At 67.1% G+C, this 25,374-nt stretch carries 19 protein-coding genes and 1 pseudogene; 5 read left to right on the top strand and 15 right to left on the bottom strand.

What is annotated here, in order from left to right:
- Positions 1-26: 26 nt before the first annotated feature.
- From AKL29_RS05910 to AKL29_RS05885, 7 genes and pseudogenes are all read right to left on the bottom strand, one after another.
- On the bottom strand, positions 27-485 hold the full coding sequence (locus AKL29_RS05910) for a DUF2231 domain-containing protein (protein ID WP_050383451.1): 459 nt from the start codon (positions 483-485) through the stop codon (positions 27-29).
- Positions 486-569: 84 nt separating this feature from the next.
- Positions 570-1,634 (bottom strand): ATP-dependent DNA ligase, encoded by a 1,065-nt coding sequence (locus AKL29_RS05905; protein WP_283809389.1) that lies wholly within the window; start codon positions 1,632-1,634, stop codon positions 570-572.
- A 96-nt stretch (positions 1,635-1,730) separates the two neighbouring features.
- Positions 1,731-2,051, bottom strand: a complete 321-nt coding sequence (gene trxA / locus AKL29_RS05900) for a thioredoxin (protein WP_016847387.1) — start codon at positions 2,049-2,051, stop codon at positions 1,731-1,733.
- A gap of 116 nt (positions 2,052-2,167) precedes the next feature.
- Positions 2,168-5,401, bottom strand: coding sequence for a double-strand break repair helicase AddA (gene addA / locus AKL29_RS05895; RefSeq protein ID WP_430648853.1), 3,234 nt, complete (start codon positions 5,399-5,401; stop codon positions 2,168-2,170).
- A 9-nt stretch (positions 5,402-5,410) separates the two neighbouring features.
- Positions 5,411-5,645 (bottom strand): annotated as a pseudogene (locus AKL29_RS46585) (UvrD-helicase domain-containing protein); the annotation flags it as partial.
- Positions 5,639-8,785: a double-strand break repair protein AddB gene (gene addB / locus AKL29_RS05890; RefSeq protein WP_050383449.1), complete on the bottom strand. Its 3,147-nt coding sequence runs from the start codon at positions 8,783-8,785 to the stop codon at positions 5,639-5,641. The pseudogene AKL29_RS46585 and the gene addB, both read right to left, overlap by 7 nt.
- Before the next feature lie 80 nt (positions 8,786-8,865).
- Positions 8,866-9,825, bottom strand: a complete 960-nt coding sequence (locus tag AKL29_RS05885) for a LysR family transcriptional regulator (protein ID WP_244481772.1) — start codon at positions 9,823-9,825, stop codon at positions 8,866-8,868.
- 54 nt (positions 9,826-9,879) lie between these two features.
- On the opposite strand from AKL29_RS05885, the gene AKL29_RS05880 reads away from it, so the two are divergent.
- A complete protein-coding gene (locus AKL29_RS05880; protein WP_244481771.1) occupies positions 9,880-10,803 on the top strand; it encodes a hypothetical protein in 924 nt (307 codons plus the stop codon).
- The gene (locus AKL29_RS05875) at positions 10,800-11,813 is read left to right on the top strand and encodes a DUF2891 domain-containing protein (RefSeq protein WP_050383446.1); all 1,014 of its coding nucleotides are present in this window, start codon (positions 10,800-10,802) and stop codon (positions 11,811-11,813) included. Before AKL29_RS05880 ends, AKL29_RS05875 begins: the two co-directional genes overlap by 4 nt.
- Before the next feature lie 16 nt (positions 11,814-11,829).
- On the opposite strand, the gene AKL29_RS05870 is transcribed toward AKL29_RS05875, so the two are convergent.
- The 8 genes from AKL29_RS05870 to ubiE all read right to left on the bottom strand — a co-directional run bounded on the left by AKL29_RS05870 (position 11,830) and on the right by ubiE (position 21,716).
- The gene (locus AKL29_RS05870) at positions 11,830-12,552 is read right to left on the bottom strand and encodes a nucleotidyltransferase family protein (protein WP_028337555.1); all 723 of its coding nucleotides are present in this window, start codon (positions 12,550-12,552) and stop codon (positions 11,830-11,832) included.
- Positions 12,553-12,676: 124 nt separating this feature from the next.
- Positions 12,677-12,997 (bottom strand): PilZ domain-containing protein, encoded by a 321-nt coding sequence (locus tag AKL29_RS05865; RefSeq protein WP_028337556.1) that lies wholly within the window; start codon positions 12,995-12,997, stop codon positions 12,677-12,679.
- 87 nt (positions 12,998-13,084) lie between these two features.
- Positions 13,085-14,608 (bottom strand): tRNA (adenosine(37)-N6)-threonylcarbamoyltransferase complex ATPase subunit type 1 TsaE, encoded by a 1,524-nt coding sequence (gene tsaE / locus AKL29_RS05860; protein WP_028337557.1) that lies wholly within the window; start codon positions 14,606-14,608, stop codon positions 13,085-13,087.
- Positions 14,605-17,115: a sensor histidine kinase gene (locus AKL29_RS05855; protein WP_050383445.1), complete on the bottom strand. Its 2,511-nt coding sequence runs from the start codon at positions 17,113-17,115 to the stop codon at positions 14,605-14,607. The genes tsaE and AKL29_RS05855 overlap by 4 nt, the downstream gene beginning before the upstream one ends.
- Before the next feature lie 319 nt (positions 17,116-17,434).
- Positions 17,435-17,893: a dUTP diphosphatase gene (gene dut, locus AKL29_RS05850; protein WP_050383444.1), complete on the bottom strand. Its 459-nt coding sequence runs from the start codon at positions 17,891-17,893 to the stop codon at positions 17,435-17,437.
- Complete coding sequence (gene coaBC, locus AKL29_RS05845) at positions 17,890-19,314, bottom strand: bifunctional phosphopantothenoylcysteine decarboxylase/phosphopantothenate--cysteine ligase CoaBC (protein WP_050383443.1); 1,425 nt, start codon at positions 19,312-19,314, stop codon at positions 17,890-17,892. The genes dut and coaBC overlap by 4 nt, the downstream gene beginning before the upstream one ends.
- 69 nt (positions 19,315-19,383) lie before the next feature.
- On the bottom strand, positions 19,384-20,958 hold the full coding sequence (gene ubiB, locus AKL29_RS05840; protein WP_028337561.1) for a 2-polyprenylphenol 6-hydroxylase: 1,575 nt from the start codon (positions 20,956-20,958) through the stop codon (positions 19,384-19,386).
- A complete protein-coding gene (ubiE, locus tag AKL29_RS05835) occupies positions 20,955-21,716 on the bottom strand; it encodes a bifunctional demethylmenaquinone methyltransferase/2-methoxy-6-polyprenyl-1,4-benzoquinol methylase UbiE (protein WP_050383442.1) in 762 nt (253 codons plus the stop codon). Before ubiE ends, ubiB begins: the two co-directional genes overlap by 4 nt.
- 161 nt (positions 21,717-21,877) lie before the next feature.
- Between ubiE and mutM the strand changes: the two genes are divergently transcribed.
- The 3 genes from mutM (at position 21,878) to ggt (ending at position 25,149) form a co-directional block, all read left to right on the top strand.
- The gene (gene mutM, locus AKL29_RS05830; RefSeq protein ID WP_050383441.1) at positions 21,878-22,783 is read left to right on the top strand and encodes a bifunctional DNA-formamidopyrimidine glycosylase/DNA-(apurinic or apyrimidinic site) lyase; all 906 of its coding nucleotides are present in this window, start codon (positions 21,878-21,880) and stop codon (positions 22,781-22,783) included.
- Between the two features lies 1 nt (position 22,784).
- Complete coding sequence (locus tag AKL29_RS05825; RefSeq protein WP_050383440.1) at positions 22,785-23,348, top strand: GNAT family N-acetyltransferase; 564 nt, start codon at positions 22,785-22,787, stop codon at positions 23,346-23,348.
- A gap of 121 nt (positions 23,349-23,469) precedes the next feature.
- A complete protein-coding gene (ggt, locus tag AKL29_RS05820) occupies positions 23,470-25,149 on the top strand; it encodes a gamma-glutamyltransferase (protein WP_050383609.1) in 1,680 nt (559 codons plus the stop codon).
- The last annotated feature ends 225 nt before the right edge of the window (positions 25,150-25,374 follow it).

Below are 25,374 nucleotides of genomic sequence, written 5' to 3'. Positions count from 1 at the left end.
ACGATTCAACCTAATCTCATCGCGCTTTAATGGATGTGCGCCTCATCCGAGACGCCGACATGCTCGCGATAGACCATCTCCCAGCCCTTCCAGCCGGTGAACAGCAGGATCAGGACCACGATGAACGATAGCGCGAGACCGGTCGGCACGATGGCGGAGGTGCCGTGCTCGAAGCGCGAATACCAGTTGTACAGCTCGATCAGCACCGCGATGACGTTGCCGCCGGCATGCTGCCACGCATCGGAAAGGTTGCGGACCTGATCGTCTCCGAGGAGATCGATCACGCCGGCGACGGCGGCGAGCGCGGCCATGATCAGGCCGATACCAAGCAGCCAGAGTGAGGCGCTGGCCCAGAAGTCAGTGCCCGTCTTCCAGAATGCGAGATCGGCAACGAAGGTCAAAACAAAGCATACGACCGGAAACGGAATAAGCATCGGATGGATAGGATGTCCCGCGACCTGCGCGGTTGATCTGGGGTTCGACATGGATCCCTCCTGAGGGCCATTTGATCCCTCAACATGGACCGCCTGTCCGGGTTCCTATTTCGCTGCAGCGCACCAGCAGTGCCGTCACCCCCGCAACAGCTTCATCGGATCGGCCGCCTTCTGCTTCAGTTGCTCGAACGAGCATTGCTTCGGCGCCTTGTCTGGACGCCAGCGCAGGATCGAGGTGCCGTGGCGGAAACGATCGCCACTGAAATGGTCGTAGCAGACCTCGATCACGAGTTTCGGCTTCAGCGGACACCATTGTGCCGAGCGCTCGGTCGACCATCGGCTCGGGCCGCCCGGCGAATTCCCGGTGAAGCCGGGCTTGGCGATCAACGGCTCGAGGCGGTCGGTGAGCGCCGGCTTGTCCTGTTGCCTGATTGCGGAGGTGAAGCCGACATGGTGCAACAAGCCGTCGTCGTCATAGAGGCCGAGCAGCAGCGAGCCGACCACGTTGCGGCCGCCGGTCCTGTTGGTGGCGTAGCGAAAGCCGCCGACCACGCAGTCGGCGCTCCCAAACCTCTTGATCTTCTGCATGCCGTCGCGATTGCCGGCTTGATAGGGCAGGTCCAGGCGCTTGGCGATCACGCCGTCGAAGCCGCCGCCGGATCGCGCCAGCCATTTCCTGGCAAGCGCGTAGCTTGTCGTCGCCGGGGACAGCCGAAAGCTGGAATTGGATTTCAGTTGCGACCTGGCGAACGCCTCGAGCTGCGGTCGTCGTTCGCTCAAGGGCTGACCGGAAAGCTTCTTCCTGGCTGGCGCGGCCAAGAGATCGAACGCCAGAAACAAGGCCGGCGTTTCCTGTGCGAGCCGCATCACCCGGCTGGCGGCAGGGTGAATGCGCTGCAGGAGATCGTCAAAAGAGAACGTTCGGCCGTGCGGCACCACGATCTCGCCATCGAGCACGAACGATCCGGCCTTCACGTTCAGCGCCGCGGCGACCAGCTCCGGGAAATAGCGGGCGAGGTCTTCGCCGGATTTCGAGCGCAGGTCAACTTTGCGGCCCTCGCGTTTCAGCAGGCAGCGGAAGCCGTCCCATTTGGGTTCGTACTGCCACTCTTTGCCGCGCGGGATGGCATCGACCGAGCGCGCTTCCATCGCAACGAGCGGCGTGGACCTGGAAGCGGGCTTCTGACGCGGTGAGGGCAAGTGCGGGGACCTTCAAACGCAACACACACGGTCCCAACGCAAACGGCCGGCGAATCCGCCGGCCGTGCACGAATTTATTAATCAGAAGGAGCAGGATCAGACCGCGGCAGTGATCCACTGCTGCAACTTGGCCTTCGGAGCGGCTCCGACCTGGCGGGACGCCATCTCGCCGCCCTTGAAGATCATCAGGGTCGGGATCGACATCACGCCATACTTCGATGCGGTCTTCGGGCTCTCGTCGACGTTGAGCTTCACGATCTTGACCTTGTCGCCCATCGCGCCGGAAATCTCATCGAGAGCGGGCGCGATCATGCGGCAGGGGCCGCACCACTCGGCCCAGAAGTCGACGACCACCGGCCCGGTCGCCTTGAGCACCTCGGCTTCGAAATCGGCGTCAGAAACCTTGCCAACGGCCATGTGTGTACCTCGTTCGGTTGGGACAAAAGGGCGCGGTTGAGAATCGCGCCCGGGAGCATGGGGCAAACGTATGAATGCCCCCTTGCCGGGTCAAGCTTGCTCACGCCGACATGAACTTATGCCAGGGCGGCGTCCAGCGCGGAGGCGGAAATCTCCATGATTTCAGTCGTTTCGGTCCAGAGCAGGGCGGCCCGCACGGGCCGCTGGGGATAAAGCCTGGCGAGTACCGCACGGTACAGCGCGAGCTGCCGGACATAGCCCCGCGGCGCCTCGGCTGCGGTCCTGGGCGGGGCATGGTTGGTCTTGAAATCGACGATCAGGACGTCGGTCGGCGTCACAACCAGGCGGTCGATCTGGCCCGAGACCAGCGCCTTCGGCTGGCCTGGCCGCTCCAGCCGCCCGACGATCGAGACTTCCGCGCGGCTGCCGGGCGCGAACACGGCGGCAAAGCGCGGATCGGCGATCAGGCCGAGCACCTGATCCGCGAGCACGGCCTGCTCCTGTTCGCTCCAGCCGTCGGCATTGCGCGCGAGGTAGCCGAGCGCGGCGCAGCGCCGCCGCTCGAGGGCCACGTCGGGCAGCGATTGCAGCAGCCGGTGCACCAGCGTGCCGCGTTGCAGGGCGCGGGCACGCAGCAGCACCGATTCGCCGGTTCGGATCGGATGGCTGTCGTCATCAGCCGGATCGGACGGGCGCAGCATGCTCGCCGCTGATGCTTCCGGTGCGGCCGCAGCACGCAGCCAGGACGGCAGCTCGATCGGCACCGCGGCCGCTGACGCAGCCGCGCCGGCGAGATCGGCGACGTCATCCGGCCGCGAATAGCGCATCACCTTGCCGCCGGGCGTCTCCAGCTCCTCGAGCTTGAGCCCGGAATTGGCGAGTCCCTTGGTGATCAGATCGTACCAGGACGATTTGCGCACCGTATTCATGTTGCCCGGCATGCAGCCGCCGACGATCAGCCGGTCGGCGGCGCGGGTCATGGCGACATAGAGCAGGCGGCGATACTCGTCCTCGGTGTCGCCGAGCATCGCCTTGCGCGCCTCGGCGACGCCGGGCGGATCCTCGGCCTTCTTGCCGGCCCACACCACGACCCCGGGCGCGTTCGGCGCGGCATTGCCCTGCGGCAGATGGATCAGCCGCAGCCGCTGCGTGTCCGACGGCGAGGTCGTGGTGTCGACCAGGAATACCACCGACGCCTCGAGGCCCTTGGCGCCGTGCACGGTCATGACGCGAACCTCGTCGCGCGAAATCTCCATGTCGCGCTTCACCTCGGTGTCGGCGGCGCGCAGCCAGGCGACAAAGCCCTGCAGCGAGGCCGGCGCCTTGCGCTCATAGCTCAGCGCAAGCTCGAGGAATTCGTCGAGCGCGTCGTTGGCCTCGTGGCCGAGCCGGCGCAGGATGCGCGCCCGCCCGCCATCGCCGCCGAGCAGCCAGGCGTAGAACGCGAACGGCGTCTCCTGGGTGAAGCGGCGCTCGCATTGTTCGAGACGCCGCAGCGCGGCCGCGAATCGCTCATCCGTCGGTGCCTGCCCGGCCAGTGCGTCGCGCAGCGAGCTGCGACGCTCGTACGCCAGCTTGAACAAATCGTCGTCGTCGAGGCCGAACAGCGGGCTCTTCAGCGCCACCGCGAGCGCCAGATCGTCCTGCGGCAGCAGCAGCGCATCGGCGAGGTTCATCAGGTCGATGATCGCGATGTGCTCGGTCAGCTTCAGCCGGTCGGCGCCGGCGACCGGGATGCCGGCGTGCTTCAGCGCCTGGATCACCGCGTCGAACGCGTTGCCGCGCCGCCGCACCAGGATCAGCATGTCGCCGTAGCTGAGCGGCCGCCGCCCGCCGGCGCTGCCGGTCATGGTGCCGCTGGAGACGAGGCGCTTGATCTCGGCCTGGATGCGCCTTGCCAGCTTCACCTCGGGGCTGGTCACCGAGACGCCGTCGAACGGCGCGCGCCAGCCCTCGATGTCCTGGCGATCGTCGGCAACCGCGAGATCCCACAACTCGATCAGGCTGGGGCCCGCATCGGCCATCGCGTTGTGGATCGGGTAGCCATTCTCGACCGCATGAATGCTACGAAAGATGTCCTGCTCGCGGAACACATGGTCGACCGAGTGCAGGATCACCGGCCCCGAGCGGAACGAATAGGTGAACGACACCGGATCGAATTTCAGCCCGGCTTCCTCGAACCGCCGCTTCAGCTCGCGCCGGCGCAGGTCGAATTCGCGCGGCGCCGCGCCCTGGAACGAGAAGATCGACTGCTTCTCGTCGCCGACCGCAAATACCGTGCGCACCGGGCCGTCGCGTGCGCCGGCGCCGGAGGTGAATTCCGAGATGATGTGCGCGACGATGTCCCACTGCCGCGGGCTGGTGTCCTGCGCCTCGTCGATCAGCACGTGATCGACGCCGCGGTCGAGCTTGTAATGCACCCAGCCCGAGGAGACGCGGTCGAGCATCGCCAGCGTCTTGTCGATCAGATCGTCATAGTCGAGCAGGCCGCGTTCCAGCTTCTCGCGCCGGTAGTGCGCGGCGGCCGCGGTCGCGATGTGGATCAGCGCCTCGGTGCGGTCGCGCGCGACCACGGCGCGGCGGCGTTCGATCAAGGGACCGAGCCGATCGATCTCCGCCTCGACCCGATGGCCCGCGACCGAATTCTTCTTGATGAAACTGTTGGTGACGACAGACGCACGCGGCGCGCGGTCGTCGGTGAGGAAGACGCCGAGATATTCGTCGACCTGGGCTGCACCGGTGAAGGTCAGCGCGCTCCGCAGCCGTTCTGCCTGCTTCTGATCCGCCTTGCTGCTGGTATCGAGGAGCGTCGCCATCTCCTTCCAGCCCGAGCGCGGCAGATTCGGACCGTCGACGATCTCGCGCTCGACATTCTCGATGCGATCGTCGGCGGAGACGCCGAGCGCCGCCGACATCTGCGCGGCGGCGGCCGCGGCGCTGCCCGCGGTATCGGTCCAGGCCATGAAGTGGTCGCGGCTGAGGCAGGCCTCGCGGACCACCTCCTTGAAGGTGACGTCGGCGGCATTTGCCATCGCCGTCCGCAGCGCGCGGCCGATGGGGCTGTCGGGAATCCGCGACGCTTCGAGGAACACCGCGAGATTGGCGCGCTCCATCATCTCGTTCTGGTCGCGGTCGTCGAGCACGGCGAAGCGTGCCGGCACGTTGGCCTCGAACGGAAACTGCTGCAGCAGGCGGGTGCACAGCGCGTGGATGGTCTGCACCTTCAAGCCGCCGGGCGTCTCCAGCGCGCAGGCAAACAGTTTGCGCGCTTCGCGCCGCAGCGTGGCGGAAGGATGGGCAATGCCGGCCTCGCGGATCGCGGCATCGAGCCCGGCGTCGTCGAGCGTCACCCAGTTGGCCGAGCGTCGTGAACACGCGCTCGGCCATGTTTGCCGCCGCGGCCTTGGTGAAGGTGATGCAGAGGATCTTTTCCGGCGGCACGCCCGACAGCAGCAGACGGATGACGCGCTGCACCAGCACATGGGTCTTGCCCGAGCCGGCATTGGCCGACACGAAGGTCGACGCCTTCGGATCGGACGCGCGCGCCTGCGCGTCGCGCACCGCGGGCGGTATAGGACGTGGCGCCTTCACCATTCCTCGATCCCCAGGCCGCCGGCGGCGGACCATTCCTTGATGCGTGCGAGGTCGTCATAGGCGCCGTAGCGGTTGGCCCACATCGAGAGGTTCAGCGAGGTGTAGGCCTGCTGCTCGTCGTCGAAGGCGCGGATCAGGGCCTCCAGCTTGCGCCGCGCGCTGTCGGCGGCCTCATCGGGCGGCTGCGGCGTGTCGTTGGTCTTGATCTTCAGCTCCAGCGAACGCTGCTCGCCCGGCGGGTTGTTGCCGCTCAGCCTGACATAGACGAGGTCGCCGACCGAGGAGTCGGCCGGGATGTCGGCGAAGCCGCCCTCGCGCAGGATCGCCGCTTCCAGCGTCAGCTGCGGCGACAGGCCCATGCGCACCTGCTTACCGGTCGGCGGCTGGCCGGTCTTGTAGTCGAGGATCGCAAAGCTGCCGTCATCGCGCCGCTCGATGCGGTCGGCGCGCGCCGAGAGGATGAAGGTCCTGGCATCGTCGAGCGGGATACCGATCTCGCCGCGGATCTCGGCCTTGATGGCCTCGATCTGGCCGCGCCGGGCCTGCTCCCATTCGGCAAACCATCCTGCGATGCGCTGGAAGCGCGGCCACCACAGCGCCCGCGCCTCGGGCCGCTCCATCAGCGGCGCAAAATATTTGGAGCCGATCTCGCGCAGCGTGCGCAGGGTGTCGGCAGGCAGCGCGTCGGCATAGACCTGCGTGAACTCGCCGAGCGCCTCGTGGATCGCCGAGCCGCGATCGGCCGCCGACAGCGGCATGTCGACGGGGTCGAGCGGATCGAGCTTGAGGATATAGCGCGCATAGATCGTGTAGGGATCGCGCAGCCAGTCCTCGACCGCGGTGACCGACATTTTCAGCGGCCGTGCCTCGCGCGGCGGCCGCGGCTCCGGCTGCGGGATCGGCTCGACCTTGTCGGGCCGGTCGAGCTCGGCGGCATATTGCACGTAAGTTTCGCCGGCCGATGTCGCGGCCCTCCAGCGCGCCTCGCCCGCAACGGCTTCGAGCCGATGCAGGAAGCGCGAGGCGACCGCCGGTGCGCCGCCGACTTTTGCGGCGTGGGTGAGGATCACCTCGTCATGGCCGAGCAGCTGCGCAAAGTCGTGCGCGGAAAGGCCGATGCGGCGCTCGGGAAGGTCGAGCCCGAGCTCGTGCCGCATCGGCCGGCTCAGCCACGGATCGACCCGCGGCGCCGGCGGCCAGACGCCCTCGACCAGACCGCCGAGGATGACGCGATCGGATTCGGTGAGACGGGCTTCGAGCTGGCCGAAGATGTTGAGCTGCGCGCGCGCCGCTTCCGGCCGCCGCACCATGCGGTCGGCGAACGCGGTCTGGAACACCTCGGGATAGTCGGCGAGCGGCGTCATCAGCCCGCTCGGCTGCTGCTTGGCGAGCAGCTCGTCGAACGCGGACGCCAGCGACGCACCGGCGCGCTCCTCGAACGCGACAGCAACGCCGTTCTGATCGCCGGACAGCGCAATCAGGGCCTCGCGGTGGCGCGCGGCGAGCTCGGCGAAATCATAGGGTTTTGACGACGCCATGCCTTCGAGCGGCGCCAGCGCCGCCTGCAACTTGGCGATCAGGTCCTGCGCCCGGTTGAGTTCGTTGTCGCGCAGCCGGGCGCGCGGCTCCATCGCGTGCAGCGACGAGGTCTCGCCGCCGTGCAGCTTGATCAGTTCGGCGCGGAAGCGCGCGAAGTCGCGGGCGAGGCCGGCGGTCCCGGCTTGCGGCCGCGTGCCGCGCAGCAGCGCGATCTCCAGCACCTCGATCGCGCGCCGCAGCGCGCCATGCGAACCGCCGAGCCGGAACAGCGGATGCTTGAGCAGCGCGAGCAATGTCGGCGGCTCCAGCCCCTTGGCCGCAGCCTCCGCGGTCAGGCGGGCGAACACGCCGGCCGGCGTTTCGATCAGCGCATCGCCGCCGGAATCGTCGAACTCGAGCTTCCAGCGCGTCAGCGACGCCATCACGCGGCGCGCCAATGCGCGGTCCGGCGTCACCAGCGCGGCCGATTTGCCGAGATGCCGCGCCTCGCGCATCGCCACCGCGATCGCCAGCGCCTCCATTTCCGGATTGGGCGCCTCGACCACGGTGAGGTTGGTCATCCCGGCGGAAATCCGCGCCACGATCTCCGGCCGTTCCAGCCGGTCGTGCCACTGCGCCGTTGCGGTCGAGGGACGCATCGTCTCCGACACCAGCACCTCGCGGCCGAGCGGCGCCGGGTCGGCAAGGCTCTCGACATCGCGACGCTTGATGCCGAAGCGGTCGAGCAAGGCGTGCATCGCGAATTGCGGATGGTTCGACGAGGGCGGCGTTACGAACCTGCCGTCGTCGCCGCGCTCGCCGCCGATCGTGTCCCAGCTGCCCTCGTCGAGATCGGTGTCGAGCCCGGGCAGCACCACCGCACCGTTCGGCAGCTTCGCCACCACGTGCAGGAATTTCGCCGTCGCCGGCATCGAGCCGGTCGAACCGGCGGCGATCACCGGGCCCGCGTGGTGCGCGGTCAGCCGCGCCGCTTCCGCCTCGATCAGGAGATCGCGCCGCGCCGCGGGTTCGATCCGGCCGATCTCCTTGAGGTAGCTGGGCCAGGCGTCGCGCGCGATACGCAGGAAGTCGAGCGAGTGCTGCCAATATTTGTCGAGCTGGTCCGGCACCAGGCGGTCGAGCGCGCGCCAGTCGACGCCGCGCGTCACCATGTCGTCCATCAGCCGCGCCAGATCGCCGGCGAGTTGCAGCGTCGAGGCCGGCCCGCCGACCACCAGCGGCGCCGACACCGGCGTCTTCGCCCAGGCCGCGACAAGATGCGCCAGGGTCAGCCGGCGCTCGAGCTCGCCGAGCCTTGGCGGGATCTCCAGCGGCGCGGCGCCGCCGACGTCCTCGCTTTGGTCGGCGAAGGCGAGCTCGTCCTCATCGATGTCGCCAAGCGCGACGATGCGCGGCAGCACGGCGGCGTCCGACTCGAGCACATCGAGGAAGATTTCCCGCGCCAGCCGCCCTGCGCGGCGGGTCGGCAGATACAGCGTGGCGTTGGCGAGCCTTTCCGGATCGTTCTGCGCCTCGAATCCCGCGACCAGCCGGCCATCGACCAGCGCCGAGATGACGGTCCGCAGGAACGGCGCAGAAACGGGAACACTGAAGACGCGCATGGGCTGCCTGATTCGAATCCGGCGCCAATATAGGGAGCGGCGGCCGTCGTTAGCCACCCCTGTCGGAGAACCGTCACCGCTCAATATCGCAATCGGCCGGCGCAGCGATCGGCGGCATCCAGGAACCAGCGCAACGCCGGATCCTGGGCGGCGCGGCTCGTATGAATCAGGTCGATCGCGAAGGCGGGGATGTCGATCGGCGGCGCGACGACGGCAATGTCGGCCAGATGCGTGAAGCGCCGGGCGACGCGCTCGGACATCGTGGCGATCAGGTCGGTGCCGGCCACGGCGAACGGGACGGCCACCACATGCGCGAGCGTCACCGCCACCCGTCGTTTCAGTCCATGGCGCGCCAGCAACGCGTCGATCACGCTCGGCAGGCCGTCGCCGCCGGCCGCCGAGAACAGCGCGTGCGGCAGGGTCGCGTAATCTTCCAGACTCAGGCGCTCCGATCGGTTCGTGCGCGCGGTATCGCGGACGCAGACAAAGCGTTCCTCGAACAGCCGGTGCCGGACACAGCGCGGCGACTCCGGCAGGTGCCCGCCGATCAGCGCATCGAGTTCTCCGCGCTCCAGCTTCGCCAGCGCCACCGTCGCGTCGGTGAGCGGGCGCACGGCAAGGTCAATGCCGGGCGCTTCGATGCGCAGCAGCCGGGTCAGTTCCGGCACCACAACGAGATCGCCGTAGTCGGTCGCGGCGATGGTGATGCGCCGTCGCGCGATGGCCGGATCGAAGCCCTGATCGGGCACCAACGCGCTCCGGATTTGTCGCAGCGCTTCGCCGATCGGCCCGGCCAGCGCCAGCGCCTTTTCGGTCGGCTGCATGCCCGCGCCGGCACGCAGGAACAGTTCGTCGGCAAACAGCGCACGCAGCCTCCGCAACGCGCTGCTCATGGACGGCTGGGCGAGCCCGATGCGCTCGGCCGCCCGGGTGACGTGGCGCTCCTCCATCAGCGCCTCGAAGGCGACCAGCAGGTTGAGATCGATGGCGGCTAAATTCATTGTAGCAATAGTGTATATAACAATAATCGATTTCAACAATGATTTGCTCCGGCCTATGCTCGTTGGCCGGACATGACGACGGGACCCAGGAATTTGGCGAGATTTGCGAGGCTGGTGCCGCGCGGGCCGACACTGCTGATCATCGGCGTGCTGGCAGGATTGGCTTTCCCGGCCTTGGCGGATGGCGTGCGCCCGCTGATGGCGGCGGCGATCTTTGTTCTGGTGCTCGGCACCTTCCTCCAGGTCGACGGGACGGCGTTCCGACGCGCGTTGCGGCGGCCGCTGGTCTGGCTGCTGTTGCCGGCGCTCGCCATGCTGGCGAGCCCGCTTGCAGTCGGCCTTGCCGCGCGCGGCGCCGGCTTTCGACCCGAGTTGATCGTCGCATTGGTGCTGTCGGTGTGTGCGCCGCCGTCGAGCGGCACGGCGGCCGTCGCGCGCATGCTCGGCTTCGACGCGACCATTCCGTTGGCCGTGACGCTGCTGTCGATGGCGCTCGCGCCGGTCACGGTGCCGCTGATCGCCGCGGGATTTGCCGGTCTCGCGCTCGATCCGCTGGCGCTTGCGACGCGGCTGGCGCTGCTGGTCGGCGCCGCCGGCGGTCTGGCGTTGCTGCTGCGCCGTCAGGCCGCTGCACGGTTGACGCAGCATGCACGCATCATCGACGCGCTCGTGCTCGCCTCGCTGCTGCTGTTTGCGATCGCCACCATGGCCGGGGTGCGCACCCAGATCGAGGCGCAACCGGCCGCCGCGTTCACCTGCGTCGGCCTTGCTTTCGCCTGCAATATCGCCCTGCAATTGTGTGGCGCGCTGCTCACGCCGGGCAATCTGGCTGCACGGCTGACCAGCGGCCTCATTCTCGGCAACCGCAATGTCGGACTGGTCTGGTCGGCGATGGGCGCTGCGGTGTCGCCGATGACGGCCTTGTTCTTCGCCGCGACGCAGTTTCCGATCTATATGACGCCGCGGCTGATCGAGATGCTTGTTCGCCGCGAGCGCAAGGAGAATGCCTCACCATGAGCGCGACGATCCTGACCGAAGACCTCGCCGTCCGCTTCGCGCGCATCGCGCTCGGCCATGTCACGCGCGAATATCCGAACAAGCCGGATCACGTGCTGGCGGGGCCGCAGGATGCGCGCACGCCGCGTGAGCTGCATCCGGTGTTCTTCGGCAGCTACGACTGGCACTCCTGCGTCCACAGCTACTGGATGCTTGCCCGGCTGCTGCGCCGCTATCCCTCATCGGAGGCGGCGGACGATATCCGCGCGCTGTTCGACGCGCAGTTTGTTGCTGAGAAGATCGCGGCCGAATGCAGCTATCTCGCCACCCCGACCGCGCGCGGCTTCAAACGGCCTTACGGCTGGGGCTGGCTGTTGAAGCTTGCGGCAGAGCTCTCGCTCCTCGAGAACACCAACTGGCGCGAGCGGATCGCTCCGCTTGCCGGGATTTTCGCACAGCGTTTCCGCGATTTCCTGCCGCTCGCCACCTATCCGGTGCGGGTCGGCACCCATTTCAACACCGCGTTCGGGCTGCGCATGGCGGCCGACTACGCCGCAGTGACACAGGACGATGCGTTCGGTGCGCTGTTGCGCGACACGGCGCTGCGCTGGTACGGCGCCGATCAGGACTGCCCCGCCTGGGGTGAGCCGAGCGGCGACGACTTCCAGTCGTCCGCGCTGATCGAAGCGGAGTGCATGCGCCGGCTGCTGGCGCCGGGCGACTTCCTGCCCTGGTTCGACCGCTTCCTGCCGCGGCTCGAACTGCGCGAACCAGCAACCCTGTTCCGGCCCGCCACGGTCACCGATCGCACGGATGGCAAGCTGGCGCATCTCGACGGGCTCAATCTCAGCCGCGCATGGTGCTGGCGTTCGCTGGCCGGCACGTTGCCGGCGGCCGATGCCCGTCGTCCGATCCTGCAGGATGCCGCGCGCCGTCATCTCGACGCCGGCCTGCCGCATATCGCCGGCGACTATATGGGCGAACACTGGCTTGCAAGCTTCGCGGTGCTCGCGATCGACGCCGAGGGCTGACGACGACGGGTGCCGCCTACGCGACGCTTTCCAGGTAGGCTTCTTCCGCGGCCTGGATCGCGTCTGGAGTCCCGACATGCATCCAGACGCCGTCGAGGCGCAGGCCGAACAGCCGCTCCTGCTCGTTGGCGCGATCGAACATCTTGGTCAGCGAGAACTCACCGGCCGGCGCGTCGGCGAACAGCGCAGGCGACATGATCGCGGCGCCGGCATAGACGAACGGCACCACCTGGTGCTCGCGCCGCTTGCGCAACGCGCCATCCGGCAACATCGAATAGTCTCCGCGCCCGCCATAGCCGATGCTCGTAGCGGTTGGCGCCATCAGCAGCAGGATATCCATCCGCGCGGGATCGAAGGTTTCCGCGAGCCGCGCCAGATTGGAGCGCACGCCGTCGATCCACATCGTGTCCGCGTTCAGATGATAGAACGGCGCATCGCCGAGCAGCGGCAGTGCCTTCACCACCGCGCCACCAGTGCCGAGCACCTGGTCGCGCTCGTCGGAGATGATCACGCGCGGACGGCTGCGGGTCTTGACGTGCTCGATGATCTGGTCGGGCAAATAGTGCACGTTCACGACGGCTTCGCTGACGCCGGCGCCGGCGAGCTTGTCGAGCACATGGTCGAGCAGCGGCTGGCCGGCGACGCTGACCAGCGGCTTCGGCATCGTGTTGGTCAGGGGGCGCATGCGCACGCCGAGGCCCGCAGCGAGCACCATGGCTTTATGGGGAGTGACGGGCATCTTCCGGATATTCTCGGTCATCATCTCTCATGCGCCGATCATATCACGGCGATTCGGCAAGCACATCAATCAGACGCCATAGTCACGAGACATGACGGCCGTAAGACGGCAATGACGACCTGGCCTAGACGTCGGCAGCTTGCGTGCCGCGTCTGGCGGTTTTCTTCTTCTTGTCGCCTTGTTTGAGAAAGTTGACGCCGATCTGGTCGCCATTGACCCATGCCAGCTCGCAGCGGCGATAGGCCAATCCTGTGGACGACAGCAGCAGAAAAAACTCCTTCAGGTTCAGGCCCTCGACCGAGCCGTCGACGGAGAGCTTGGCGCCCGTCTCCGACACGTCTTCCATGGTGCAGTCGCGCCGCCAGGTGCCGTCGATGCCCATCATGTGCGCCGCTATGCCGCGCTCAAAGGTGACACGATCGCCCTTGCGTCGTTCCGTCCCCATCGTGTGGTCCCGCTCCAGATCCGGCCGCGCCATGGATCAGGTGCGGGCTCGGCAACCTTAGGGGACCCGAGGCTAATAACCCGTAAACTACGGTACTGGAGGAGGGACGTTGGCTGTGTACCAGATGCGGAAGCTGGTCAGCGCCGGATGCGCCAGCGACCGCTCGAGATAGGTCCAGATCCGCGGCTGGTGCTTGAGATATTGCGGCTTGCCGTCGCGGCGGTTGAGTCGCGCAAAGGTGCCGAGCAGGCGGGTGTTGCGCTGCGCCGACATGATCGCATAGAGCTCGGCGAAGCCGGCCGGATCGAAGCCTTCATCGGTCGCGCGCCGCGCCTTGATGTAGCGGGTCAATAGCGACAACTCGAGCTGCTCGGGCACATCGATCCGGGCATCCTGCAGCAGCGACACCACGTCATAGGCTGCGGGGCCGAGCAGCGCGTCCTGGAAATCGATGATGCCGACGCGCAGGATGCCGGTGCGTTCGGCAAGCCAGATGATGTTCGGCGAATGGAAGTCGCGGATCACCCAGGTCCGCGGCGCGGCTGCGGGCTTCTCCAGCAGGCCGCGCCACATCCCGAGAAATTCGGCGCGAAGCTCCTCGCTCGGCTGCACGCCGCGGTCGGGCAGGTACCATTCAAGCATTAGCCCGATCTCGATCAGCCAGGCGTCGATGTCGAACACCGGGATGTCGTAGCTCTCGTCTGACGTCAGCGGCAATTGCTCCGGCAGCACCTCGCGGTGCAGTGCCGCCAGCATGTCGACGGCGGCCTCGTAACGCTCGGCGATCGGCTGCGGTGGATCGCCATCGATGACGCTTTCGGCGCCGAAATCCTCGGTGATGAGGAAGCCGGATCCGAGATCGATGTGGCGGATCGCGGGCGCGGAGAAACCATGCTTGCGCAGGCCGTTTCCGATCGCGACGAACGGCCTGACGTCTTCGGCGAGATGCACCGCTGCGCTATAGGACTGGCCGCTGTAGATCGCCGGGCCGTCGGGACGGCGCGGCGAGTTCATCAGGATGACGGTGCCGTCGTCGTTGCGCAGCCGTGCATAGGAGCGTGTCGAGGCATCGCCCGGCATGCGTTCGCGCCGGGCATTGAGAAAGCCCGCGCGATCGAGGAACTGGCGCAGCTCGTTGAGTCGCGCGACCTTCGCTGCGCCCTTGCCATGGCCGGTGATCTCGGCCGCGCGTGCCGCCGATCCGAGCGCCGGGCGATGGCTGAATGCGATATCGATGCGGTTGGCGGGCATCGCGTCGGGCGCGCGCTCCGGCCACTCGATCAGCGCCACGACGTCGTCGGGCAGCGGCGACAGCCCGATCTCCTCGAGCTCGCTGGCGTCGTTGATGCGGTAGAGGTCGGCATGGACGAGCGGAAACGACGGCAGCTCGTAGCTCTGCGCCAGAGTGAAGGTCGGGCTCGGCACCTCCAGCGCGTCGTCGGCGGCGAGGTAACGGATCAACGCGCGCGCGGCCGTGGTCTTGCCGGCGCCGAGGTCGCCGGACAGCGTGATGACGTCGCCGGAGCCGATCAGCAGCGCGAGGTCGGCCATCAGCTCTGCTGTCGCGGTCTCGTTCGCGAGTGCCACCGAGAATGTCGAGGTCGCCGTCATTCAGCAGCGTTGCGATGTGCGGTCTGGTCGATCGGGAAGTCGCAGGTCACGGTCGTGCCGCGGCCTACGGTCGAATCGACCCGCACCCGTCCGCCATGCAGTTCGACGAAGGAGCGGACCAGCGACAGGCCGAGCCCCGCGCCGCGATGCCGCGAGCCGTGGGAATGGCTCTCGAACCAGTTGAACACCTTGTCGCGCATCTCGGCCGGAATGCCGGGGCCGGCATCGGTCACCGCAAACACCACGCGGTGCTCGGTGCGGTGCGCGCTGATCGTGACGGTGGCATCGTGCGGCGAGAAGCCGACCGCGTTGGCGAGCAGATTATACAGCACCTGCACCACGCGCCGCTCGTCGCCGACGAAGGCGCCGATGTCGGGCTCGATATCGACCTTCAGCGTGATGCGGTCGGTCGCGAGGCGATCCTGGATGCCTTCGGCCGCGGCCTCGATCGCCTGGCCGATATTGACCGGGCCGAGCTCGAGCTTCATCGCGCCGGCGTCGATGGTGGCGAGATCGAGAATGTTGTTGGTCAGCGCCAGCAGCGCGTTGGTCGATTTGGTGACGTAGTCGAGATATTCGGCCTGCTTCGGCGTCAGCGGTCCGGTCGAGGGATCGCTGAGGAAATGCGCGAAGCCGATGATGGTGGTGAGCGGGGCGCGCAGCTCGTAGGAGACGTGGTGGACGAAATCCACCTTCATCTGGTCGGCGGCTTCCAGCGCCTCGTTGCGCTCGCGCAGCGCCCGCTCGACATTTTCGGTGTCGGTGATGTCCTGGAAGGCGAGCAGGGTCTTGCCGTCGGGCAGCGGGATGGTCATGCAATTCAGCACGCTGCCGTCCTTGCGCTCGAGCTTGAGCGCGACCTGGGCGCGGTTCTCGATCGCGGTGATCGATTCGCGCAGCGTGCGCCAGGTCAGGGCGTCGTCGAACAGCGGCCGGCACAGCGCTTCCACTGCCTCGATATGCGGCTCGCCCTGCAGCGCGTCGGCCGGCAGCTTCCACATCTTGGCGAACGGCGGGTTGAACAGTTCGGCGCGTCCGTTGCTGCCGAACACCGCGACCGCTTCGCCGAGATTGTCGAGGGTCTCGCGCTGCACCCGGGTCAGGCGGTCGTAGCGGCGCGCGAGGTCGAGGCTCTCGGTGACGTTGTCGAACAGATAGGTGACGCCACCCTCGAGGTTCGGCGTGGTGACGACGCTGATGGCGCGGCCGTCGGGCAGGAACCAGGTATAGGTCTCGGATTCGACCGCGCGATAGGCCTCGTGCAGCTTGGCCTTCCAGGCGCGAAAATCCGGCTGCTCGGGCAGCTTGCGGTTGGCGCGGAGCCGGTCCAGCACGCTGGAATCGTCGGGGTTGCCGTCGAGGAAGGCCTGGTCAAGGCCCCACAGCCGCCGATAGGACTCGTTGTAGAAGGTGAGCCGCCGGTCGGTATCGAACACCGCGACGCCCGAGGACAATTGGTCGAGGGTGCGCCGGTGCGCTTCGACCATCCGCGCGATCGCCGCGCGCAGCGCCGCAGCTTCGCTGGCGTCGATCGCAATGCCGGCGCTCCCGCCGGAGAGCTTGAGCGCCTGCACGTCGTAGATCCGCCGCTCGCCGCTGACCACGATCGGCAGCCGCGCGGCATAACTGGCATTGTCGTTCAGCGCGCGGGTCAGCTCGCCGCGCTGGTCGCTTTCGAGCAGTTCGAGATTGCGCTGCAGCGCGTCCGACACGCTCTTGCCTTCGGTGGCGCGGACATAGGCCGCGTTGGCATAGCGCAGGTTGCCCTCGAGGCTCTTGGCCCAGATCGGCCATGGCGCGGCGGCGGCGAAATCGCGCAGCAGCTCGGTTTCCTCCTGCAGCGTCTTGAAGCGCAGGTTGGACTCGGCGAGCTCGCGGCGCAGCCCGCCGAGCTCGCGGATCCGCACGATGGCCTGGCCGCCGATCGCGCGGCCCATCGCCTCGATGGCGCGGCCGGCCGAGGTCGAGAGGTTGAGCAGGAATGCCTCGCCCTTCTCGCGCAGCGCATCGACCGCGTGATCCATCTGCAGCGCCGGCTCGGGCGGCAGCCAGGTTCCGAAGGCGAGGACGCGTTGCGGCGAGCCTTCCTGCGACATCACCAGCGAGATGTCGCCCGAGATCTGCGGCCGGTTGTCGCCCGCGGCCCAGGAGATCAGGACCTGCGGCTCGACGAACAGCAGCGCGCGCAGCCGGTCCGATTGCGCCTGCAGGTCCGTGATCTCGGACTGCAGCTGCTCCTCGTTCCTCGTCGCGCGCACGCGGGTGCGCATCAAGAGGATCGCGGCGACGGCCGAGAAGCCGACCAGCGCAAGCGACGTCGCGAGGACCGCGACCTCCTGGTGATTGAAGCCGAAATGATCCGACATCGCCTGGGCGACCGGGCTCTCGGCGGCAAACGAGGCGCGGGCCGGCAGCAGTGCGGTGATGGCGAGCCCAATCATGCCGTCGCGCGCCAGTGAGGTGCATGACAGCAGGGTTCGACGCATTGCCGCGACTACGCCCGACATATGTTGCCCCAGAACGCACAAACCCCAGGCATGATCCGGAAAAGAGGAGACCGGTGTTCCCTCACGGCAAACGTACAACGTTTGTCCGCCGATCATGCCCAAGCAGGACCAGTCAGCCCGACGAAGACCCCCCGTCGCGCTCGAATCAAAACAGAATAGTCCCAACGGGACTCGGCGAGTAAGAGTCCAGACCGTGAACGCAGAATCCCCTGTGAAAAAATGCGGCCGGGTGGGGCGGATTTTACGCGAATTGACCCCGTAGTCGTGCGGAGAGCGCATGAAGCGTGATCTCCCGAGGCTCGTCCGCACACTTCGCGCGCTAGCGTCCGGTCGAGCCGAAGCCGCCGCCGCCGCGCCCGGTCGCCGATAGCACGTCGACCGGAGCCAGCTCGGCCCGCGTGACCGGCGCGATCACCATCTGCGCGATGCGCTCGCCGCGCCGGATCGAAAACACCTCGTGGCCGTGATTGATCAGCAGCACGTTGATCTCGCCGCGATAGTCGGCGTCGATCGTGCCGGGCGAGTTCAGCACCGTGACGCCGTATTTGGCGGCAAGGCCGGAGCGCGGCCGCACCTGCGCCTCGTAGCCCGGCGGCAGCGCGATCGTCAGTCCGGTCGGAACCATCTCGTAGCGGCCCGGCAGCAGCAGCAGCGGCGCCGACCGCGGCACCGCCGCCAGCAGGTCGAGGCCGGCCGCGTCGGCGGTCTGATAGATCGGCAGCAGGAGATCTGCGCCATGCGGCAATTGGTGGACTTCGACCTTGATGGTGGCGCTCACGATGCGGTTCCTACGGCTCTTGCGATGCGCGACACCAGCGCGGTCGCGACTTCCTCCTTGGTCATGACAGGCCAGGAGTCGACGGTGACGTCCTTGCCCTCGCGCGAAAGCAGGTGAACGGTGTTGCGGTCGCCGCCCATCACCCCGGTCGCCGGCGAGACGTCGTTGGCGACGATCCAGTCGCAGCCCTTGCGCGCGAACTTCGCCTTGGCGTTCTCGATCAGATGCTCGGTCTCGGCGGCGAAGCCGATCACCAGCGGCGGCCGCTGCTCCTTCAGCTTGGAAATTGTCGCGAGGATGTCGGGGTTCTCGACCAGCTGCAGCGGCGGCATGCCGGCCGCGGTCTTCTTCAGCTTCTGGCTGCCTTCGGTTGCGACCCGCCAGTCCGCGACCGCGGCGGCAAAGATCGCGACGTCGACCGGCAGCGCGGCCTCGACCCGGTGCAGCATGTCGCGCGCGGACTCCACGCGCATCACCGAGATGCCCTGGGGGTCGTCGAGCTCGACCGGTCCGGTCACCAGCACGACTTCGGCGCCGGCGGCGCGCGCGGCGGCGGCAATGGCAAAGCCCTGCTTGCCGGACGAGCGGTTGGCGATGTAGCGGACCGGATCGATCGCCTCATGGGTCGGGCCCGCAGTGATCAGCACCCGCTTGCCGGCCAGCGGACGCGGCTGCGGCGGGCGCAGCATGCGGTCAGCAGCGGCGGCGATCTCGGTCGGCTCGGCCATCCGCCCGACGCCGGCCTCGCCGGCTTCCGCCATCTCGCCCGCGTTGGGGCCCACGGTATGGACGCCGTCGCGGCGCAGCTGCAGCACGTTGCGGCGGGTGGCCGGATTGTTCCACATCAGCGGGTTCATCGCCGGCGCCAGCAGGATTGGCCGGTTGGCCGCCAGCAAGGTGGCGGTGGCGAGGTCGTCGGCATGGCCCTGCGCCATCTTGGCCATCAGGTCGGCGGTCGCGGGCGCCACCACGATCAGGTCGCAGTCTCGCGCCAGGCGGATATGGCCGGCGTCGAACTCGCTCTCGGCGTCGAACAGGTCGGTGTAGACGCGCTCATGCGACAGCGCACTGGCGGCGAGCGGGGTGACGAACTGCTGGGCCGCCTTGGTCAGCACGCAGCGGACCTGGATGTGCCGCTCCTTGAGCCGCCGGATCAAATCCAGCGCCTTGTAGGCCGCAATCCCTCCGCCGATGATCAGGGTGACGCGCGGCTCTCCGGCCGCGCCGGCGGCCCGTGGAACAGGGGCGGCAACCGTCGCGGAACCCGCCCCAAGCGTCTCTGCGGGCCCCGTACCGCCGTCCGCGAGGTCCCGGAGGATCACCCGGACCTCCTCCTCGACCGAGCGGCCGTTCCTGGCGGAGCGCAGCCGCAGATAGGCCTTCAGCGTATCGTCGAGTTTGCGGATGGTCAGGCTGGCCATGGCGTGCCCTCAGGCATCATGCTCAATCAAGTGTGATAGCGATGCTATCACATGGTGCATGCATTGCAATCAGTGCGCCCGGATGGCGAAAAAGATCGCGATGGAGGCGATCGCAATGACCCAGAGGCCGACGGTCTGCACCCGCGCCTTGCGGGCCTCGGCGCGGGCCATTTCGTCGATCGAGTCCGACGACAGCATGTGGCCCTCCCGCGTCATGGTCTCCAGCTGCTCGAGCACGGTCACGGCGCGGCTGGCGATCGACGGCAGGTTGGCGAGGATGCGGCCGAGCTCGCCCGCGCCCGATAGCGCGCCCTGGATGCGGCCGGCCGGGCCGAGATTCTGCGTGATCCATTCGCGCACCACGGGGTCGGCGATCTTCCAGATGTCGAGCTTCGGGTCGAAGCCGCGCGCCACGCCCTCGACCACCACCATGGTCTTCTGCAGCAGGATCAGCTCGGGGCGCGTCTGCATGTCGAACAGGCCGGTGACCTCGAGCAGAAGCGTGAGCAGCTTCGCCATCGAGATTTCCTCGGCAGTGCGGTTGTGGATCGGCTCGCCGATCGCGCGGATCGCTTGCGCAAAATTCTCCACCGAATGGTGGCCCGGCACGTAGCCGGCCTCGAAATGCACCTCGGCGACGCGGCGATAGTCGCGGGTGATGAAGCCGAGCAGGATCTCGGCCAGGAAGCGCCGTTCCTTCAGCCCGAGCCGTCCCATGATGCCGAAATCCACGGCGACGAGCCGGCCGGCCTCGTCGAGGAACAAATTGCCGGGATGCATGTCGGCATGGAAGAAGCCGTCGCGCAGCGCGTGGCGCAGGAAGCTCTGGATCACCTTGCGGCCGAGATCGGGCAAATCGACCTTGGCCTGCGCCAGCCGGACGTGATCGTTCAGCGCGATGCCGTCGATCCACTCCATCGTCAACACGCTGTGCGCGGTGCGATCCCAATCCACCGCGGGGACGCGGAAGTCCGGATCGTCGCGGGTGTTCTCGGCCATTTCGGACAGCGCGGCCGCCTCGAGCCGCAGGTCCATCTCCATCGCGACCGAGCGCGACATCGTGTTGATGACCTCGATCAGCCTCAAGCGCCGCGCCTCGGCGGAATGCGCCTCGGCCTTGTGCGCGACAAAGAAGAAGTCGCTGAGGTCGCGGCGGAAGCGCGCGGCGACACTGGGCCGGAGCACCTTGACCGCAACCTGCTGCCGGACGCCGTCGCGCTCGATTTCGCCGCGATGCACCTGCGCGATCGAGGCTGCGGCAACCGCAGGGCCCAGATGCACAAAGGCCTGCGCCAGCGGCCGTTCCAGCGACTGCGTGATGACGGTTTCGGCCGCCTCCTGCGCGAACGGCGGCAGCCGGTCTTGCAGGCTTTCGAGATCGCGCGCCATCGCCACGCCGACCACGTCGGGGCGGGTGGCGAGGAATTGCCCGAGCTTGAGATAGGCGGGTCCGAGCCGCGTCAGTGCGCGCGACAACCGCGGACCTGACTTGGCCGAGCGGCGCTCGATCAGCCGCGCCAGCTTCAGCGCGAGCTGCCCGGGCGGCGGCACCAGCGCGGGATCGACGACGCCGAACACGCCCTCGCGCGCAAACACGAAACCGGCGCGGGCGAGGCGCGTGATGTGGGTCAGTGCAGAGATCACAAACGCCAGCCCGAATGCAGCGCCACGATGCCGCCGGAGAGGCTCTGCCACTTCACGCGGGCAAAGCCGGCGGCGCCGATCATCTCGGCGAACGCGTTCGGCCGCGGGAATTTGCGGATCGACTCGACGAGATATTGATAGGACTCGGCGTCACCGGTAACGGCGCGGCCGAGCGGCGGGATCACCTTGAAGGAAAACAGATCGTAGATCTTGTCGAGGCCGGGCACGTCGACGGTGGAGAATTCCAGGCACAGGAAGCGGCTGCCCGGCTTGAGCACGCGATAGGCCTCGCGCAGCGCGAGGTCGACCTGCGGCACGTTGCGGATGCCGAACGCGATGGTGTAGGCGTCGAACGCGCGGTCGGCAAAACCCAGCGTTTCGGCGTTGCCCTCGACGAACGACACGCGGTCATCGAGGTGCTGCTTCGCGGCACGCTCGCGGCCGACGGCGAGCATATCGGCATTGATGTCGCAGACCGTGGCATGAAAGCCCGCGCCCGCGGTCTTGGCGGCCCGGAACGCGATGTCGCCGGTGCCGCCGGCGACGTCGAGCAGCGCGAACGGCCGGTCGCCCTTCGGCGGATCGAGCGTCGTGATCATGACGTCCTTCCAGGCCCGGTGCAGGCCCGCCGACATCAGATCGTTCATCAGGTCGTAGCGGGATGCCACGCTGTGAAACACGTCGTTCACCAGCGTCTGCTTCTCGCCCAGGGGCACGTCCCTGAAGCCGAAATGGGTGGTTTGATCCGGCCGATCCATCAACTCATACTCTTACCTTTTGGTCGCGTTTTCTTCACGCGAACCGGTGCCCATCCCGTATCAAGTACGGGACAGGCTTCGCTCGAAAACGCTCCAGCCAGACCATAGCGCGGCGGCCGCAATGGCGCTATCACGTCACTTCCAAAAGGTGAATGCCTGCTATGCCGGAATTACCCGAAGTCGAGACCGTCCGCCGCGGCCTGCAGCCGGCCATGGAGGGGTCCAAGATCCTCAAGGCCGAGGCCCGCCGCAAGGATTTGCGGTTTCCGTTTCAAAAAGACTTTATCGCCCGGCTCGAGGGCCGGACCATCACCGGGCTCGGCCGCCGTGCCAAATATCTGATGGCCGACCTGAACTCCGGCGACGTGCTGCTGATGCATCTGGGCATGTCGGGCTCGTTCCGCGTGCTGAAGCAGGACGGCGCGGCGACGCCGGGGCAATTCCACCATCCGCGCAGCGAGGATCGCGCGCATGATCACGTCGTGTTCCACATGTCGTCGGGCGCGGCCGTCGTCTTCAACGATCCGCGGCGCTTCGGCTACATGAAGATCATCGCACGCAACGCGATCGAGGATGAACCGCTGCTGAAAGGGCTCGGTCCCGAGCCGCTCGGCAACGAGTTCGACGCCGCGATGCTGGCGCGCTCCTGCCACAACAAGAAGACCAGCCTGAAGGCCGCGCTGCTCGATCAGCGCGTGGTGGCGGGACTTGGCAACATCTATGTCTGCGAGGCGCTGTTTCGTTCGCATCTGTCGCCGCGGCGATTGGCCGCGACGCTTGCGACCAAGTCCGGACAACGCAAGGGCGTTGCCGGGGGCGAGCCGACCGACCATGCCAAGCGGCTAGTCGACGCGATCCATTCGGTGCTCAACCAGGCGATCAAGGCCGGCGGCTCCTCGATCAGCGACCATCGATTGACCAACGGCGATCTCGGTTATTTCCAGCATTCGTTCCAGGTCTATGACCGCGAGGGCGAGACGTGCCGTACGTCCGGCTGCGAAGGCATCGTCAGGCGTTTCACCCAGAACGGCCGTTCGACGTTCTGGTGCCCGAAGTGCCAGAAGTAACATGTTCGAGACCCCGCGCATCGAGACGCAGCGCCTGATCCTGCGGCCGCTTGCGCCCTCGGATGCGTCGGCGATCCAGCGTCACTTCAACAATTGGAACGTGATCAAGACTCTCGCCACGGTGGTGCCGTGGCCTTATCCCGGCGACGGCGCGGAAAGCTTTATCAGGCGGGAGCTCGACAAGATCGCGGCCGGCGAGGAAAGCTATCAATGGGTGCTGGTGTTGCGTGCCGGCGATGGCGAGGCGATCGGCAACATCAATTTCCGGCCGCGCGCCGACGGCCGCAAGGGCAATCGCGGATTCTGGCTCGCCGAGCCGTATTGGAATCAGGGCCTGATGACGGAGGCGATCGCGGCGGTGAACGATTTCGCCTTCCTGACGCTTGGCGTCGATCACTTCCACGTCTGCAACGCGCAGTCCAATGTCGCCTCGCGCCGGGTCAAGCAGAAGACCGGAGCCGAATTCGTCGGCTTCGTCGAGCTTCCGCACCATAACGGCGAATCCAGAGCGGAGAAATGGAAGGTGACGCGCGAGACCTGGTTGCGCGATCGCGCGAAGCCGTGACCTTATTTGCGAATACCGCCGCGAGGAAAAACGCCGTATCTTGACCGCGCATAAAGGGTTGGCGAACATGGTCCATCGCTCCATCAAGAACGAGAACACAATGGCGATGAACGGCATGTCGATGAATGATGCCTGGCGCGACCGCGCCGCGACAAGTTTTCAATGCGAGAAGCAACCGGCCACCAGCAGCCGCGGCATGGTGGTGAGCAATCATCCGTTGGCATCGAGCGCGGGCGCCGAGATGCTGGCTGCCGGCGGCAATGCGATCGATGCGGCAATCGCCACCTTGTTCACGCTGACCGTGGTCGAGCCGATGATGGTCGGCATCATCGGCGGCGGCATGGCGCATATTCGCCTCGCCGACGGCAGCCATCGCTTCATCGATGGCCAAAGCACGGTGCCGCAGGCGGTGCGGCCGGATACCTATACCTCGAAGCCCGGTTCGGCGCACGACGTGTTCGACACCGTCGGCGACGAGAATTTGAACGGGCCGAAGGCGGTGGCGGTACCGGGCTCGCTGAAGGCCTGGTGCGAGACGCTGCGCCGCTTCGGCACCATGAGCCTCGCCGACGTGATGCAGCCCGCGATCAAGCACGCCGCGCGCGGCTATGCAGCAACGCCCTATTTGCATGAATGCATCACCGACGGCGCCGAGGAGATGCTGAAGGACAAGCCGATCTCGGCGATCTATCTGCCTGATGGCACGCCGCTGAAGCCCGGCGAGCGCGTGGTGCAGGCGGAATATGCCGAGACGCTGAAATACATCGCCGATCATGGCGACAACGCGCTCTACCAAGGGCCGCTCGGCGACATCCTGGTCGACTACATGAAGAAGAACGGCGGCTTCATCGCGCAACAGGATCTCGCGACCTACAAGACCGTCGAGCGGCAGCCGATCCGCTGCGACTACCGCGGCTGGGAAATCCTCGGGCCTCCGCCCCCGGCGGCGTCAGGCGTGCACATCACGCAGATGCTCAATATCCTCGAAGGCTATGACATCGCGCGGCTCGGCTTTGGCACGACCGAGACGATCCACTATCTCGCCGAGGTGCTGAAGATCGCCTTCGCCGACCGCGCGGCCGCGAGCGGCGATCCCGCCTATATCAACGTGCCGGTGGAGCGGCTGACCTCGAAGGCCTATGCCGAGGAGCGCCGCCGCGCGATCGATCCCGCCGCTGCACAAGCCTGGGGCGCCGGCGTCACCCAACTCGAAAGCGCGCACACCACGCACATGACCGCGGCGGATGCGATGGGCAATGTGGTCGCGACCACCCAGACCATCAACAATCTGTTCGGCGCCAAGATCCTGATCCCCGGCCTCGGCACCGTGCCGAACAACTACATGAACCTGTTCGATCCGCGGCCGGGGCATGCACTGTCGCTGGCCGCCGGCAAGCGCGTCACCACCTCGATGTCGCCGATGATGGCGCTGCGCGACGGCAAGCTCGCTTACGCGCTCGGCCTGCCCGGCGGCAAGCGCATCTTCCCGAGCGCGATGCAGGCGTTGATCAATCTGATCGACCACGGCATGAGCCTGCAGGAGGCGGTCGAGGCGCCGCGGGTCTGGACCGAGGGCAATGCGCTGGAGGTCGAGCAGGCGGTGCCGGAGGCCGTCCGCGCCGCGCTGTCAGCCAAGGGCCACAGAGTGCAGGTCGTGCCGACGGTGGCCGGCGGCATGAACGCGATCCAGTTTCACGCGGACGGCTCGATGTCGGGCGCAGCCTGCTGGCGCGCCGACGGCACGCCGGTCGGCATTGCCGGCGGCCTCGCCCGCGCCGGGGTGCGGTTTGCGTTGAGGTGACGCCGACTACGCTGTTTGACAGGTTGAACCGAGAACCATCCTCAACGTCGTCCTGGCGAAAGCCAGGACCCATTACCCCAAATCTCATTGTTGTGCGACGCCGGGGCCGCGATCCGGTTTCATCGCTGATTGCGGTGGTTATGGGTCCTGGCTTTCGCCAGGACGACGTATGGGAAGAGCCGTGGTGAATCACAGGAGTCTCTGGAATGCCTGATCGTCCGCCGT

Source organism: Bradyrhizobium pachyrhizi, assembly GCF_001189245.1.
Taxonomy (GTDB): domain Bacteria; phylum Pseudomonadota; class Alphaproteobacteria; order Rhizobiales; family Xanthobacteraceae; genus Bradyrhizobium; species Bradyrhizobium pachyrhizi.
The sequence above is the reverse complement of the archived record's forward strand: the minus strand, read 5'-3'. Positions and strand labels throughout refer to the sequence as shown.